This is a genomic window from Stenotrophomonas sp. YJH_SMC_8 (assembly GCF_059371315.1).
This window is the reverse complement of the sequence record NZ_JCAFUL010000004.1, coordinates 315,152-327,855: the sequence shown is the minus strand read 5'-3', so window position 1 is coordinate 327,855 and position 12,704 is coordinate 315,152. Positions and strand designations below refer to the sequence as shown.

Below are 12,704 nucleotides of genomic sequence, written 5' to 3'. Positions count from 1 at the left end.
TACCGGTGCTGGGGCTGGGTTTCATCCACGCGTGGCGTGGATCTGCTGACGGTGGCGTCTGCGTAGATCCACGCCATGCGTGGATGGATCACAGCGTTGCCGCCGTGCAGTACCGCCGCGTATGGCGCGGCTTTGCCCCGCGCGGCTGAAAACGCGACAATGCAGGGGTTTCCCCGCCGCGCGCCCACCCTGACGGCGACGGGGGAAAGCGACACGGTTGCACGTGGCCCGGCGCTGGCGCCGGCCTTCCCCTGAGCATTGCTACAGAGTCCAAGTCCCCCATGTCCAAGATCCTCTACACGCTGACCGACGAAGCACCGTTCCTGGCGACCCAGTCGCTGCTGCCGATCGTCGACGCCTACACCGCCACTGCCGGCATCGTGGTGGAAACCCGTGACATCTCGCTGTCCGGCCGCATCCTGTCGCAGTTCCCGGAACTGCTGTCCGATGCGCAGAAGGTCAGCGATGACCTGGCCGAGCTGGGCCAGCTGGCGACCACCCCGGATGCCAACATCATCAAGCTGCCGAACATCTCCGCCTCGGTGCCGCAGCTGAAGGCGGCCATCAAGGAACTGCAGGACCAGGGTTACCCGCTGCCGGATTACCCGGAAACCCCGGCTGACGACCAGCAGCGCGACTACAAGGCGCGCTACGACAAGGTCAAGGGCAGCGCGGTGAACCCGGTGCTGCGCGAAGGCAACTCCGACCGCCGCGCACCGCTGTCGGTGAAGAACTACGCGCGCAAGCACCCGCATCGCATGGGCGCCTGGGCGTCGGACTCGAAGTCGCACGTCGCGCACATGGCCGCCGGCGATTTCTACGGCAGCGAGAAGTCGGCCACCCTGGCCAATGCCGGTTCGCTGAAGATCACCTTCCACGGCAAGGACGGCAGCGCCGTCGTGCTGAAGGAAAAGACCGCGGTCAAGGCCGGCGAGATCGTCGATGCCGCGGTGATGAGCCGCAAGGCACTGGCCGCGTTCATCGGTGAGCAGATCGCCGATGCCAAGGCCCAGGGCGTGCTGTTCTCGCTGCACCTGAAGGCGACCATGATGAAGGTCTCCGACCCGATCATGTTCGGCGTGGCGGTCAACGAGTTCTACAAGGACGTGCTGGCCAAGCACGCCGACGTGCTCAAGCAGGCCGGTTTCGATGCCAACAACGGCATCGGTGACCTGGCCGCGCGACTGCCGTCGCTGCCGGAAGCCACCCGCGCCGCGATCGAAGCCGACCTGGCCGCCGAGTACGCGCAGCGTCCGGGCGTGGCCATGGTCAATTCGGACAAGGGCATCACCAACCTGCACGTGCCGAGCGACGTCATCGTCGACGCCTCGATGCCGGCGATGATCCGCGACTCCGGCAAGATGTGGAACGCCGAAGGCAAGCTGCAGGACACCAAGGCGGTCATTCCGGACCGCTGCTACGCCGGCGTGTACCAGGCCGTCATCGACGACTGCAAGGCGCACGGCGCCTTCGATCCGGCCACCATGGGCTCGGTGCCGAACGTCGGCCTGATGGCGCAGAAGGCCGAAGAATACGGTTCGCACGACAAGACCTTCCAGATCGCTGCCGACGGCGTGGTCAAGGTCACCGACGATGCCGGCAACGTGGTGTTCGAACACGCGGTGGAAGCCGGTGACATCTGGCGCATGTGCCAGACCAAGGACGCGCCGATCCAGGACTGGGTGAAGCTGGCCGTCGAACGCGCCCGCCTGAGCAGCACCCCGGCCGTGTTCTGGCTGGATGCTGCCCGCGCCCACGACGCGCAGGTCATCGCCAAGGTCGAGCAGTACCTGAAGGACCACGACACCGCCGGCCTGGACATCCGCATCCTGCCGCCGGTGGAAGCCACCGCGTTCTCGCTGGACCGCATCCGCAAGGGCGAGGACACCATCTCGGTGACCGGCAACGTGCTGCGCGACTACCTGACCGACCTGTTCCCGATCATGGAGCTGGGCACCAGCGCCAAGATGCTGTCGATCGTGCCGCTGATGGCCGGTGGCGGCCTGTTCGAGACCGGCGCCGGCGGTTCGGCCCCGAAGCACGTGCAGCAGTTCGTCGAAGAGGACTACCTGCGCTGGGATTCGCTGGGTGAGTTCCTGGCCCTGGCCGCGTCGCTGGAACACCTGGGCAACCGCTACGACAACGCTGCCGCCCGTGTGCTGGCCAAGGCGCTGGACGAAGCCAACGGCCAGTTCCTGGACAACGACAAGTCGCCGTCGCGCAAGCTGGGTGGCATCGACAACCGTGGCAGCCACTTCTACATCGCGCTGTACTGGGCCCAGGCCCTGGCCGCGCAGGACGAAGACGCTGCCCTGAAGGCACGCTTCGCACCGCTGGCCAAGGCGCTGACCGACAACGAGCAGAAGATTGTCGAAGAGCTGATCGCTGTGCAGGGCAAGGCCGTGGACATCGGCGGCTACTACCGCCCGGACGTGGCCAAGGCGAGCAAGGCGATGCGCCCGAGCGCGACCTTCAACGCCGCGCTGGAGCAGCTGCGCGGCTGATCCATCGCCGCCTGGTCGTGACACCGGAACCCGCGCCTCGGCGCGGGTTTCTTTTTGCCTCCGGGGTCAGATCCCTTCTGCGCGCAAAAGGGATCTGACCCCAATCTGCTTTGGGGGTCGGATCCCTCTGCCCGCAGAGGGCTCCGACCCCATCCCCCCAGCGGCCAGAACCGTGAAATCCGTCAACCGGCGTAATGCCGTCAAGAGGGCATGAAACTTGCCCACGATGGCGGTCGCAGAATGGATCGGCACGGTTCTGCAGCCGCCTTCAATCTGAGCAATCGATCACGACGGTTGCCTCCAGCGATGCCCTAGCCTTGGCGACGCGAGACCACCGGGGAGGTGGTCGCACGGGGAACACCGATGGCACGCGTGCTGGTAGTGGGAACCGACATCCAGGGCGAACAGGCCCTGCTGCAGCGCCTGCGCCTGGCCTCGGCCCTGCCTGATGGCCAGATCCGTCGCAGCCAGGACCTGGACGACTGCGACCTGCTGGTCATCCGCGATACGCCGGCGCTGCGCAATGCAGCCCTGCGCATGCGCCAGCAACGCCCGCGACTGCAGTGCTGGATAGAGGATCTGGGGGGCCAGCTGCGCGACGGCGATGGCCACCAGGACGTACTTGATGACGGAGCCATCGGCCGCGCGCTGCGCGGGATGCAGTTGGCAGTGGAGCCCCTGGCCATGCACGCACCCGCACCGATCCGCCTGGCCGATGGTGCACACGCCATCACCCGCCTCCTGCGCGAGCGGCTGCCGTTGCGCCAGGGCCAGGCCCTGCTCTGCGATGCCGGAGAGCCGGTACTGCTGATGGACCTGGAGCACGACCAGGCGGTGCTGCTGCAGGAGCCTGCCGCTGCGCTGGTCGAACGCCTGGCCGATGCCTTCGAACGCCTGCAGCTGGATGCGCTCACGCCGGCGCGCCTGCAGGCCCTGGCCGCTGATCGGCCGCGGCAGCCGCTGCGGCCCCTGCTGTGGCAGTGGGCACAGCGCAGCCGCCATTGGCAGGCGCTGGACGAGCGCTTGCGTGGTGCTTCGGTGAAGCTGCTGCGCTGGCCCGACTTCCGTGTGCTGGGCCATGACCACGATGGCTTCCGGCTGTGCTCGCTGCTGCTCAAGCGCGCGTGCACGGTGGACGAGTGCGCGATGCTGCTCGAGCTGCCAGCCGCTGCCGTGCGCGACTTCATCCATGCCGCCTACCTGTGCGGCTACGCGCAGCTGCAGGCATCCGCCGCGGCACCGGTAGCGGCGCGTGCGGCCGGCGCGGCCGACAATGGCCTGCTCGCCCGCCTGTGGCGGCACCTGCGCGGGAGCGAGCGCAATGCGTGAGCACAAGGTGGTGGTGCTCGGTGGCATGGGCAGTGGCAAGTCGACCCTGGTGCGCAGCATCGCGGCCGGGGCGGTGATCGATACCGATGTGGCCAACAGTGACCGCGTCGGTGCCGACAAGGCGTCCACCACCGTCGCCCTGGACTATGCCGATATCGACCTGCCCAATGGCGAGCGCCTGCGCCTGTACGGCACGCCGGGCCAGCAGCGTTTCGATTTCCTCTGGCCGATCCTGCTGCAGGGCGCCCGCGGCGCCGTGCTGCTGCTGGATGCGCGGCGCGCGGGCGTGGTTGCCGAACTGGAGGATTACCTGCAGGTGCTGCGGCCGTTCGCATCGTCATTGGCGCTGGTGGTGGCCGTCACCCATCTCGACCAGGCACCGCATGCCGCGCTGGACGACTGGGCCGCACGCGCCAGCCTCGATGATCAACCGCTGCCCTTGCTGGCAGTGGATGCCCGCGACCGCGAACAGGGATTGCTGCTGATGGATGTATTGATGGGCGAGATGGAAGCGCACGCACTGGTGGCCGCGCATGGCTGACGGGCAGGTGGCGGTACTACCCAATGCCGGCCAGCGTGAGCGCCTGCAGCCGCTGCTGCAGGACCTGCGGCAGCGGGTGGAAGGCGTACGCACGGTGGTGCTGGCCAGTGTCGATGGCTTCGCCCTGGTCAGTGCCGGTGCCGAAGGGCGTGGTGAACGCCTGGCAGCGATGACCAGCGCGATGCTGGCGCTGGCCGCAGCGGTGGGGCGCGAACTGGTGCTGGGTGATCTGCAGACGCTGATGCTGGAGGCCGCGGGCGGCAAGGTGCTGATGCTGGCGATCCAGGCCGAAGGGCGCGCGCCGCTGCTGCTGATGGCGGCCTGCGACCAGCGCAGCGTGATCGGCCAGGTGCTGTGGCAGAGCAGGGAATGTGGCCAGGCGATCCTGGCTGAACTCGGCGGATCGTGAGCCCGGCCGCAGGGGAACGAGGGGCTCGAACCAACATCGACAAGGGGTGCGACGTGGCTGGATTGAATGAATCGTTGAACGCACTGATGGGCATCGACGGCGCGCAGGCAGTGGCGCTGGTCGACTACGAAAGCGGCATGTTGCTGGGCGAGGCCGGTGCCGGCATGGACATGGAAGTGGCCGCCGCCGGCAACACCGAAGTGATCCGCGCCAAGATGAAGACCGCCGCATCGCTGAATCTCAACGACAGCATCGAGGACATCCTGATCTCGCTGGGCAAGGCGTACCACATCATGCGCCCGGTGGCGAAGAAGAAGGGGCTGTTCTTCTACATCGTGCTCGACCGTACCAAGTCCAACCTGGCCCTGGCCCGGCGCAAGGTGCAGGACGTGGAGGCCGATCTGGCGATCTGAACCGCCGGCTTCTCTGGAGCCGAGCATGGGCTCGGCTCCACAGGAGAACGAAACATCATGCTCGGCTGCGCTTCGCATCTGTAGAGCCGAGCCATGCTCGGTTGTGCTTCGCATCTGTAGAGCCGGGCCATGCTCGGCTGCACTTTGCATCTGTAGAGCCGAGCCATGCTCGGCTGCTTCCAGCCGTAGTCACGGCGCCGGAAGCAGCAGCGCGGTCACGAACGAAAGCGCCTTGCTGTCGCGCGCTGCAAAGTACGCCGGTGCTTTCTCGGGGAGCCATACTTCATTGAAGTGGCGGCGGAAGTCCTCGTAGAACTCGTTGGGGTACAGCTTGGCCGGCACCGTGCGCCCATCCGGGTAGGTGTGGTCATACGTCGGCAGTGCATCGGTGTCGACACCCCGTTGGTCCCTCAGCCACTTGCAGAACAGGCGCCCTTCGGAAATGTCCGGTACCAGCGCCTGCGGCAGGGTGTAGCCGGCCTGCTCCAGCGGCGCGATCAGATTCAACGTCAACTCGTTGAGCATCGAGAAGTGGGTGTACGGCACCCTGGCCCGGTTCTGCATGTAGCGCTCGATATGCACGGGCATCACCGCGTTGGCGCGACCCTGCTGCCATTCCACCACCCACTGCGCCACCTTCACCGCGAACTTGCGGGACAGCCACTGGCCCAGGTTGATGGCCAGATAGGGATGGATCCAGGTGCCCTGCATGGTCGGGATTCCGCCGGAGACCACGTGGATGAGTTCGTGCTCGGCCAGCCCGGTCTGGAGGGTGAGCTCCTGCAGGAACTCCTCCGTCGATTTCAGTGCCCGGTAGTCGGACCAGCGCTTGTTCACGGACTGGCACAGCGCAGTGGCGCTGATGTAGCCGTCTCGCACCCGCTGCGGGATTACATTGCCTTCCTCCATGCGTGGGATCAGGGTCATTTGCTGCATGCGTCACCTCGTGCCGTTGTGAGCCTGGAAGGGTAGGCAACGCGGTGGACCGGGGTCTGTAGGAATCGTTGCGTTTTCGTGGGACGCAATGGGCCTGCCCCTGCAGAGCCGGGCCGACGCTCGGCTGTGCTTCGGGCAGATTGCGGTGAACCGGGCCGGGCATGGGCCCGGCTCTACACAAGCAACCCCACGCCAGCGTATGGTGAAGCCGGTCCCACCGGGGGAGTCCTGCATGTCCGAGCCTCACATTGCTGCCGAGCTGGCACCGCGCATCGCGGTGGCCATCCGCGATGGCTTCGAGGATTACCACGCTCGATTCGCAGGCGTGACCGCCCGCGCGCGGCAGCGCTTCGAGCAGCGCGACTGGGCCGGTGCCCGGCAGGATGCGGTCGAGCGCATTGCGCTGTACGACCTGTGCGTGGCCGAGCAGATGGATGCACTGCGCCGCCTTGCCGGCGAGGCGATCGGCGAACGTGCGCTATGGCTGCAGGTGCATGCGCAGTACAGCGCGCTGCTGCAGGGGCTGATCGACGCCGAGCTGTACAAGACCTTCTACAACACGTTGTCGCGACGCATGTTCGCCACCCGCGGCGTGGATCCGGCGCTGGAGTTCATCGCATTCGATGTGGAGCCCTCCGATGCCATCACCCATCCGGTCGCGCGGCATACCTACGCGGTTTCGCCGACGCGGCCGGTGGAGGCGCTGCAGCGCGTGCTGGCCGACTACCGGTTCGACATTCCCTACGTACATCAGCTGCGCTGTGCGGCGGCGATCGCGGTGCGCCTGCAGGATGACCTTGCCCATTGGGGCGATACACCGGTGCGCAGCATCGAGCTGCTCGACACCGTGTTCTATCGCGAGCGCCGCGCCTACCTGGTCGGCCGCGTGTTCGGCGAGCATCGGTTCTCGCCGTGCGTGATTGCGCTGGTCAACGACGAACGTGGCCTGCGCGCCGATGCGGTGCTGACCCGGCGCCGGGACGTGGCCCACCTGTTCGGCGTATCGCGCAGCTATTTCCAGGCCAACCTGGCCACGGTAGGTGATGCCGTGGTGTTCCTGCGCAGTCTGCTGCCGGGCAAGCCCATTGATGAGATCTACACCGTGCTGGGCCGTGCCAAGCAGGGCAAGACCGAGCGCTACCGCACCTTCTTCCGCCACTTCAACGAGCATCCGCAGGAGCGGCTGGTGCATGCCGAAGGCACGCCGGGCATGGTGATGGCGGTGTTCACCCTGCCCAGCTATCCGCTGGTTTTCAAGCTGATCCGCGACCGTTTCGCATGGCCCAAGGCGATGTCGCGGCAGCAGGTGGAAGAGAAGTACGCGCTGGTGTTCAACCTCGATCGCGTCGGCCGCCTGCTCGACGCACAGCCCTATCGCCACCTGCGCTTCCCGCGCGACCGCTTCGCTCCTGCACTGCTGGACGAACTGCTGCAGCAGTGTGCACAGAGCGTGCGCGTCGATGGCGACGAGGTGGAGATCGCACTGTGCTACGTGCAGCGCCGTTTCCGTCCATTGAACCTGTACCTGCGCGAGCAGGGCGGGGAGGCGGTACGTGCAGCGGTGCTCGACTACGCGCAGGCGATCACCGACATGGCACGCAACAACATCTTCCCCGGTGACATGCTGCCGAAGAACTTCGGTGTGTCGCGGCACGGCCGGGCCGTGTTCTACGACTACGACGAACTGTGCCTGGTCAGCGACTGCGTGTTCCGCGCCTGGCCACAGCCGCGCACACCGGAGGAAGCACTGGCTGACGAACCCTGGTTCCATGTGGGGCCGCGCGATGTGTTCCCCGAACGCTTCGGCCCGTTCATGGGCCTGCCGGCGGGTGAACTGGCCGCGGTCCGCGAGCACTACCGGCATTTGTTCGATCCGGCGTGGTGGCAGGGCCTGCAGGAGCGCTTCGCCCGCGGTGACTATCCGGATACACCGCCCTATGCTGGCGCGCACCGGTTGGCGTAGCCAGGCCGAACTGTCGCGGATGTGAAGACTGCGCTACGCTCGGCACTCATCACCAAGGATCCGGCAATGATGCGTCCCCCCCTGTTCCTCGCTCTCGCGTTGGCCGTCGGTGCCGGCGCTCCCCTGCTTGCTGGCGATGCCAGCGCACAGACCACGCGCGCGGTGCGTGCCACCGCGGAGATGAGCATGGTGCTCTCTGGCCAGATCGAGGTCACGCCCGAGGGCGCGGTCAGCTCGCTGGTACTGGACCAGAAGTCGATGCTGTCTCCGAGCATCGCGTCCTTCGTGGAGGGCACCATCGGAGGCTGGCGCTTCGAACCCACCCTGCGCGATGGCAAGGCGGTGGCGGCGCGTGCGCCATTGCGGGTGCGCCTGCGGGGCAAGGCGATGGCCGATGGTGGCTACGAAGTCAGCATGACCAGCGTCAATTTCAGCGAGTACGATGAGAAGGCCACCGATTCGGTGACCCAAGGGCGCATGACACCCCCGCGTTATCCGGAAGAGGTCTATCGGAGCGGTGGGCAGGGTGAAGTGCTGCTGGTGGTCAGGATCGCGCGTGACGGCACGGTGGCCGATGTCGTTGCCGAGCAGGTGAACATGACCGTGGTCGGACGCGAGCGCACCCTTGCCAAGATGCGCGAGATCCTGGCCAGGGCCGCCGTCAGCAGTGCCCGCAAGTGGACGTTCAACCCGCCGACTACCGGCGAAGCCAGCACCCGCGACAGCTGGACGGTACGCATACCGGTGAATTTCGGCCTGAACGATGATCCCAATGGAGCGGAGCGCTATGGCCGCTGGCGTGCCTTCATCCCGGGCCCGCGGCAGACCGTGCCGTGGCGCAAGGCGGACCCGATCGAGCAGGCCGGCGGCGATCTGCTGCCCGAGGGCGGCATCTACATGGTGGACGGCGCCAAGCGCGGCCTGCGCCTGCTGACTCCGCTGGAGCAGGGCTGACGATCACTGCGGAGCCGGCCAGACCGGCTCCGCGTCAATCGGCGTAGGGGTAGACCACCACCCGGTTGCGGCCCTGCTCCTTGGCCAGGTACAGCGCCTTGTCGGCCAGCCGCAGGGCCTGCTCGGCGTCGATGTGGAAGCTTGGGAAATGGGCCACGCCCAGCGAGACGGTGATGGTGCCGACCGGTTCAAACGGATGGTCGGCAATGTGCTGGCGCAGACGCTCGCCAGCCTGTCGCGCTGACTCGGCGCTGATGCCCGGCAACAGCAGCAGGAACTCCTCGCCACCGGCGCGGCAGAGGATGTCGCTGTCGCGCGAGTAGCGGCGCATCTGGTCGGCGATATGGACGATGGCGGCGTCGCCGACATCGTGGCCGTGGTTGTCATTGATCGATTTGAAGCGATCGATGTCCAGCGCCAGGATCGCGAACGGGATGCCCTGTACCTGCAGGGCATCCAGTGCCTGCTGCAGGCCGCGGCGGTTGAGCAGGCCGGTCAGCGGATCGGTGCGGCTGGCGCGGTTGAGCGTGCCGATGCGGTCCTGCAGCGCATTGAAGCTGTGCAGTACCGCCTGCTTCAGCTGGGCGACCTCGAAGTACCACGCGCGGATGCCGCTGACGTGGTTGATCGCGTTGCCGGTGTCTTCGCCGCCCTGCACGTTGCGCGCGAGCTGCCACAGCGGCATCGAGATGCGGCGCGCGAACCACCAGGTGATCAGCAGCGACAGCAGGCCCAGCGGGATCGCGTTCCAGATCACTGCGGTCATCAACCGCGACAGCGGCTGCAGCGTGGCCTCGGTCGGGCGCTGGGCGATGATGCCCCAGCCGGTGGCCGCCACCGGTGCGTAGCCGGCCAGCATCGACACGCCCAGGTTGTTGCGCACCTGCTGCGCGCCGCGCTCGCCACGCACCACGGCCTTCACCGCGGGGTTGCCGACCACGTAGTCGCCCACCCGCTTGCCGTCGGCGTGGTACAGCAGGCGGCCATGACGGTCGACCACGTACAGGTAGGAACCATCACGGTAGTAGTGCTTGCCCAGAAGCGTGTGCAGCGCGCTGCGCTGGCGCAGGTACAGGGTGCCGCTGACGTAACCACGGTAGTGGCCCTGGCGATCGAAGATCGGGTGCGACAGCGAGACCAGCAGCTTGCCGGTGGCCGACTGGTACGGGTCGCTGATCATCGGCTGGCGCGCGGCCAGTGCGGCGTTGTTGCCGACGCTGTGCAGCACTTCGCCCTGCAGCTGCAGGGTTTGTGGTGAGGTAGCGATCACCAGGCCGTCGGCATCCACCACCAGCGAAGAGTTGAAGCTGTTGGTCTGCAGCTGCAGGCGGCTGGCTTCGTCCTGGGCCTGCACCGGATCGAGATTGCCCTGGCCGAGCCGGGTGGCGGCGTAGGCCAGTTCCTGCTGGGCGGCCAGCAGGAAGTTCTGGGTCGTCTCGGCGAGCTTGGTGGCGTAGACGCGGTTGGCTTCCAGGGTGTTGCCGACCAGCTGGTCGCGCTGCACCCGGTAGCTGGCCAGCAGGGTGTTGGCCAGCGCGATGATGGCACTGAGCAGGGCCAGGGCGAGGATCAGCTTGCCCAGGTTGAGGCGGGGAGACAGCGTTCGCATGCGTCGACGGATCCGGCAGGAGGCTGGACCCGACCGGTTCTCCGGAAGGGGCGACAGCGGGAATCGGTGGCCACGCCCTCGGGGCCGGGCAGGGCATCGGGCGGATTATCGCCAAAACCGGGCGGCGGTGAAGTGAAGTGGGTCGCCCTGCAGGCAAAAAAAAACCTGCCGCAGCGAGCGGCAGGTTCTTTTCGATGCAATGCCGTGGATCAGCGCTTCATCGAACCGAAGAACTCGTCGTTGGACTTGGTGTTCTTCATCTTGTCGAGCAGGAATTCCATCGCGGCCATTTCATCCATCGGATGCAGCAGCTTGCGCAGGATCCAGATCTTCTGCAGCAGCTCCGGCTCGATCAGCAGGTCTTCGCGGCGGGTGCCCGAACGGTTGATGTCGATGGCCGGGAACACGCGCTTTTCAGCGATACGACGGCTCAGGTGCACTTCGCTGTTGCCGGTGCCCTTGAACTCTTCGTAGATCACCTCGTCCATCTTCGAGCCGGTATCGACCAGCGCGGTGGCGATGATGGTCAGGCTGCCGCCTTCTTCCACGTTGCGCGCGGCACCGAAGAAGCGCTTCGGGCGGTGCAGGGCGTTGGCGTCCACACCACCGGTCAGCACCTTGCCCGAGCTCGGCACCACGTTGTTGTAGGCGCGGGCCAGGCGGGTGATCGAGTCCAGCAGGATCACCACGTCCTTCTTGTGCTCGACCAGGCGCTTGGCGCGCTCGATGACCATTTCGGCCACCTGCACGTGGCGCGCGGCCGGCTCGTCGAAGGTCGAGCTGATGACCTCGCCGCGCACGGTGCGCTGCATTTCGGTCACTTCTTCCGGGCGCTCGTCGATCAGCAGCACGATCAGGTGCACGTCCGGATGGTTGGTGGTGATGGCGGTGGCGACCTGCTGCATCATCATCGTCTTGCCGGCCTTCGGCTGGGACACGATGAGCGAGCGCTGGCCCTTGCCCTGCGGTGCCATCAGGTCGAGGATGCGGCCGGTGATGTCTTCCGACGAACCGTTGCCACGCTCCAGGGTGAAGCGGCGGCGCGGGAACAGCGCGGTCAGGTTCTCGAACAGCACCTTGTTCTTCGACGCTTCGATCGGCTCACCGTTGATGGTGTCGACGATGTTCAGCGCGAAGTAGCGCTCGCCGTCCTTCGGGAAGCGGATGCGGCCGGAGATGTGGTCGCCGGTGCGCAGGTTGAAGCGGCGGATCTGGCTGGGCGAGATGTAGGTATCGTCCGGGCCGGCCAGGTAGCTGGCTTCGGCCGCGCGCAGGAAGCCGAAGCCGTCCGGCAGGATTTCCAGCACGCCGTCGGCGGCGACGCCGTCACCATGGCGGGTCAGCACCTTCAGCAGGGCGAAGATCACGTCCTGCTTGCGGGCGCGCGCCACGCCTTCGGAGATCTGCAGCTGCTCGGCGATTTCCAGCAGCTTCTGTGCCGGCATGCGCTTGAGGTCGCTCAGCGAATAGACCGGGAAGCCTTCCGGTACGTTCGCATGCGGGCGCGGCACGAAGGGCTGCTGCTCGCCGCCGTCATTGGGCATGCCGTCGTCGCGGAAGCGGTTGTTGTTGTTGCGGTCACGGTCGCGGCGGTTGCGGAAGCGGTCACGGCGGTTGCCCTGGCCTTGCCCCTGGCCCTGCTGGCCGTTCTGGTTGTACGGGTTCTGGCCCTGGTTCTGGCCGCCCCCCTGGTGGTTCTGCTGGCGCGGCTGGCCGGATTCGCGACCCTCACCGCCTTCGCCACCGCCACTGCTGGCAGGGGCCTCAGCGGCGGGCGCGCTCGGTGCGGGGGCGGCGGCCGGTGCTTCGGGCGCGGCGGCCAGCGGCAGGGTCGGCTGCGCCGGAGCGGCGCTGGTTTCGGCGGCTGCCGGGGCGGCGGCCTTGCTCACGCGGGGCTTGCGCACGCGCTTTTCGGCGGGCGCATCGGCGCTGCCGGTTTCGGAAGTGTTATCGGACAAGAGCGTTATTCCTCGCTTGAAGGTGCGAGCGCCCGGCTGGGGCGGCGAACGTTGGGAATGGGTCTGGAAGAAACTGCGTCCAGAGGGT

Annotated in this window: 10 protein-coding genes; 7 read left to right on the top strand and 3 right to left on the bottom strand. The window is 66.9% G+C overall.

Features of this window, described 5'->3' with window-relative positions:
• Window positions 1-281: 281 nt before the first annotated feature.
• The 5 genes from AC5P88_RS07195 to AC5P88_RS07175 all read left to right on the top strand — a co-directional run bounded on the left by AC5P88_RS07195 (window position 282) and on the right by AC5P88_RS07175 (window position 5,196).
• The gene (locus AC5P88_RS07195) at window positions 282-2,504 is read left to right on the top strand and encodes an NADP-dependent isocitrate dehydrogenase (protein ID WP_495224689.1); all 2,223 of its coding nucleotides are present in this window, start codon (window positions 282-284) and stop codon (window positions 2,502-2,504) included.
• 363 nt (window positions 2,505-2,867) lie between these two features.
• On the top strand, window positions 2,868-3,833 hold the full coding sequence (locus tag AC5P88_RS07190) for a hypothetical protein (RefSeq protein WP_495224688.1): 966 nt from the start codon (window positions 2,868-2,870) through the stop codon (window positions 3,831-3,833).
• Window positions 3,826-4,374, top strand: coding sequence for a GTP-binding protein (locus AC5P88_RS07185; protein WP_049429001.1), 549 nt, complete (start codon window positions 3,826-3,828; stop codon window positions 4,372-4,374). Before AC5P88_RS07190 ends, AC5P88_RS07185 begins: the two co-directional genes overlap by 8 nt.
• On the top strand, window positions 4,367-4,783 hold the full coding sequence (locus tag AC5P88_RS07180; RefSeq protein WP_495224687.1) for a roadblock/LC7 domain-containing protein: 417 nt from the start codon (window positions 4,367-4,369) through the stop codon (window positions 4,781-4,783). Before AC5P88_RS07185 ends, AC5P88_RS07180 begins: the two co-directional genes overlap by 8 nt.
• A gap of 53 nt (window positions 4,784-4,836) precedes the next feature.
• Window positions 4,837-5,196 carry a hypothetical protein gene (locus AC5P88_RS07175; RefSeq protein WP_049424080.1) on the top strand — a complete coding sequence of 120 codons (360 nt, stop codon included), beginning with the start codon at window positions 4,837-4,839 and terminating at the stop codon, window positions 5,194-5,196.
• Between the two features lie 189 nt (window positions 5,197-5,385).
• Here the strand turns inward: AC5P88_RS07175 and AC5P88_RS07170 are convergent, their stop codons facing one another.
• On the bottom strand, window positions 5,386-6,123 hold the full coding sequence (locus AC5P88_RS07170) for a KilA-N domain-containing protein (RefSeq protein WP_258179569.1): 738 nt from the start codon (window positions 6,121-6,123) through the stop codon (window positions 5,386-5,388).
• 241 nt (window positions 6,124-6,364) lie between these two features.
• Between AC5P88_RS07170 and aceK the strand changes: the two genes are divergently transcribed.
• Together aceK and AC5P88_RS07160 are read left to right on the top strand one after the other, a co-directional pair.
• Window positions 6,365-8,095, top strand: a complete 1,731-nt coding sequence (gene aceK / locus AC5P88_RS07165; protein ID WP_106551117.1) for a bifunctional isocitrate dehydrogenase kinase/phosphatase — start codon at window positions 6,365-6,367, stop codon at window positions 8,093-8,095.
• A 66-nt stretch (window positions 8,096-8,161) separates the two neighbouring features.
• Window positions 8,162-9,049: an energy transducer TonB gene (locus AC5P88_RS07160; RefSeq protein ID WP_495224686.1), complete on the top strand. Its 888-nt coding sequence runs from the start codon at window positions 8,162-8,164 to the stop codon at window positions 9,047-9,049.
• 34 nt (window positions 9,050-9,083) lie between these two features.
• Here AC5P88_RS07160 and AC5P88_RS07155 read toward each other — a convergent pair whose 3' ends face one another.
• Window positions 9,084-10,658, bottom strand: a complete 1,575-nt coding sequence (locus AC5P88_RS07155; RefSeq protein ID WP_495224685.1) for a sensor domain-containing diguanylate cyclase — start codon at window positions 10,656-10,658, stop codon at window positions 9,084-9,086.
• Window positions 10,659-10,867: 209 nt separating this feature from the next.
• Window positions 10,868-12,616 carry a transcription termination factor Rho gene (gene rho / locus AC5P88_RS07150; protein ID WP_495224684.1) on the bottom strand — a complete coding sequence of 583 codons (1,749 nt, stop codon included), beginning with the start codon at window positions 12,614-12,616 and terminating at the stop codon, window positions 10,868-10,870.
• Window positions 12,617-12,704 lie beyond the last annotated feature (88 nt).

Bases quoted from the DNA above. Each gene is read 5' to 3' on its own strand.
- AC5P88_RS07180 (WP_495224687.1), top strand. From the start codon at position 4,367: ATGGCTGACGGGCAGGTGGCGGTACTACCCAATGCCGGCCAGCGTGAG.
- AC5P88_RS07185 (WP_049429001.1), top strand. From the start codon at position 3,826: ATGCGTGAGCACAAGGTGGTGGTGCTCGGTGGCATGGGCAGTGGCAAG.
- AC5P88_RS07190 (WP_495224688.1), top strand. From the start codon at position 2,868: ATGGCACGCGTGCTGGTAGTGGGAACCGACATCCAGGGCGAACAGGCC.
- AC5P88_RS07195 (WP_495224689.1), top strand. From the start codon at position 282: ATGTCCAAGATCCTCTACACGCTGACCGACGAAGCACCGTTCCTGGCG.
- AC5P88_RS07155 (WP_495224685.1), bottom strand. From the start codon at position 10,658: ATGCGAACGCTGTCTCCCCGCCTCAACCTGGGCAAGCTGATCCTCGCC.
- AC5P88_RS07160 (WP_495224686.1), top strand. From the start codon at position 8,162: ATGATGCGTCCCCCCCTGTTCCTCGCTCTCGCGTTGGCCGTCGGTGCC.
- aceK (WP_106551117.1), top strand. From the start codon at position 6,365: ATGTCCGAGCCTCACATTGCTGCCGAGCTGGCACCGCGCATCGCGGTG.
- AC5P88_RS07170 (WP_258179569.1), bottom strand. From the start codon at position 6,123: ATGACCCTGATCCCACGCATGGAGGAAGGCAATGTAATCCCGCAGCGG.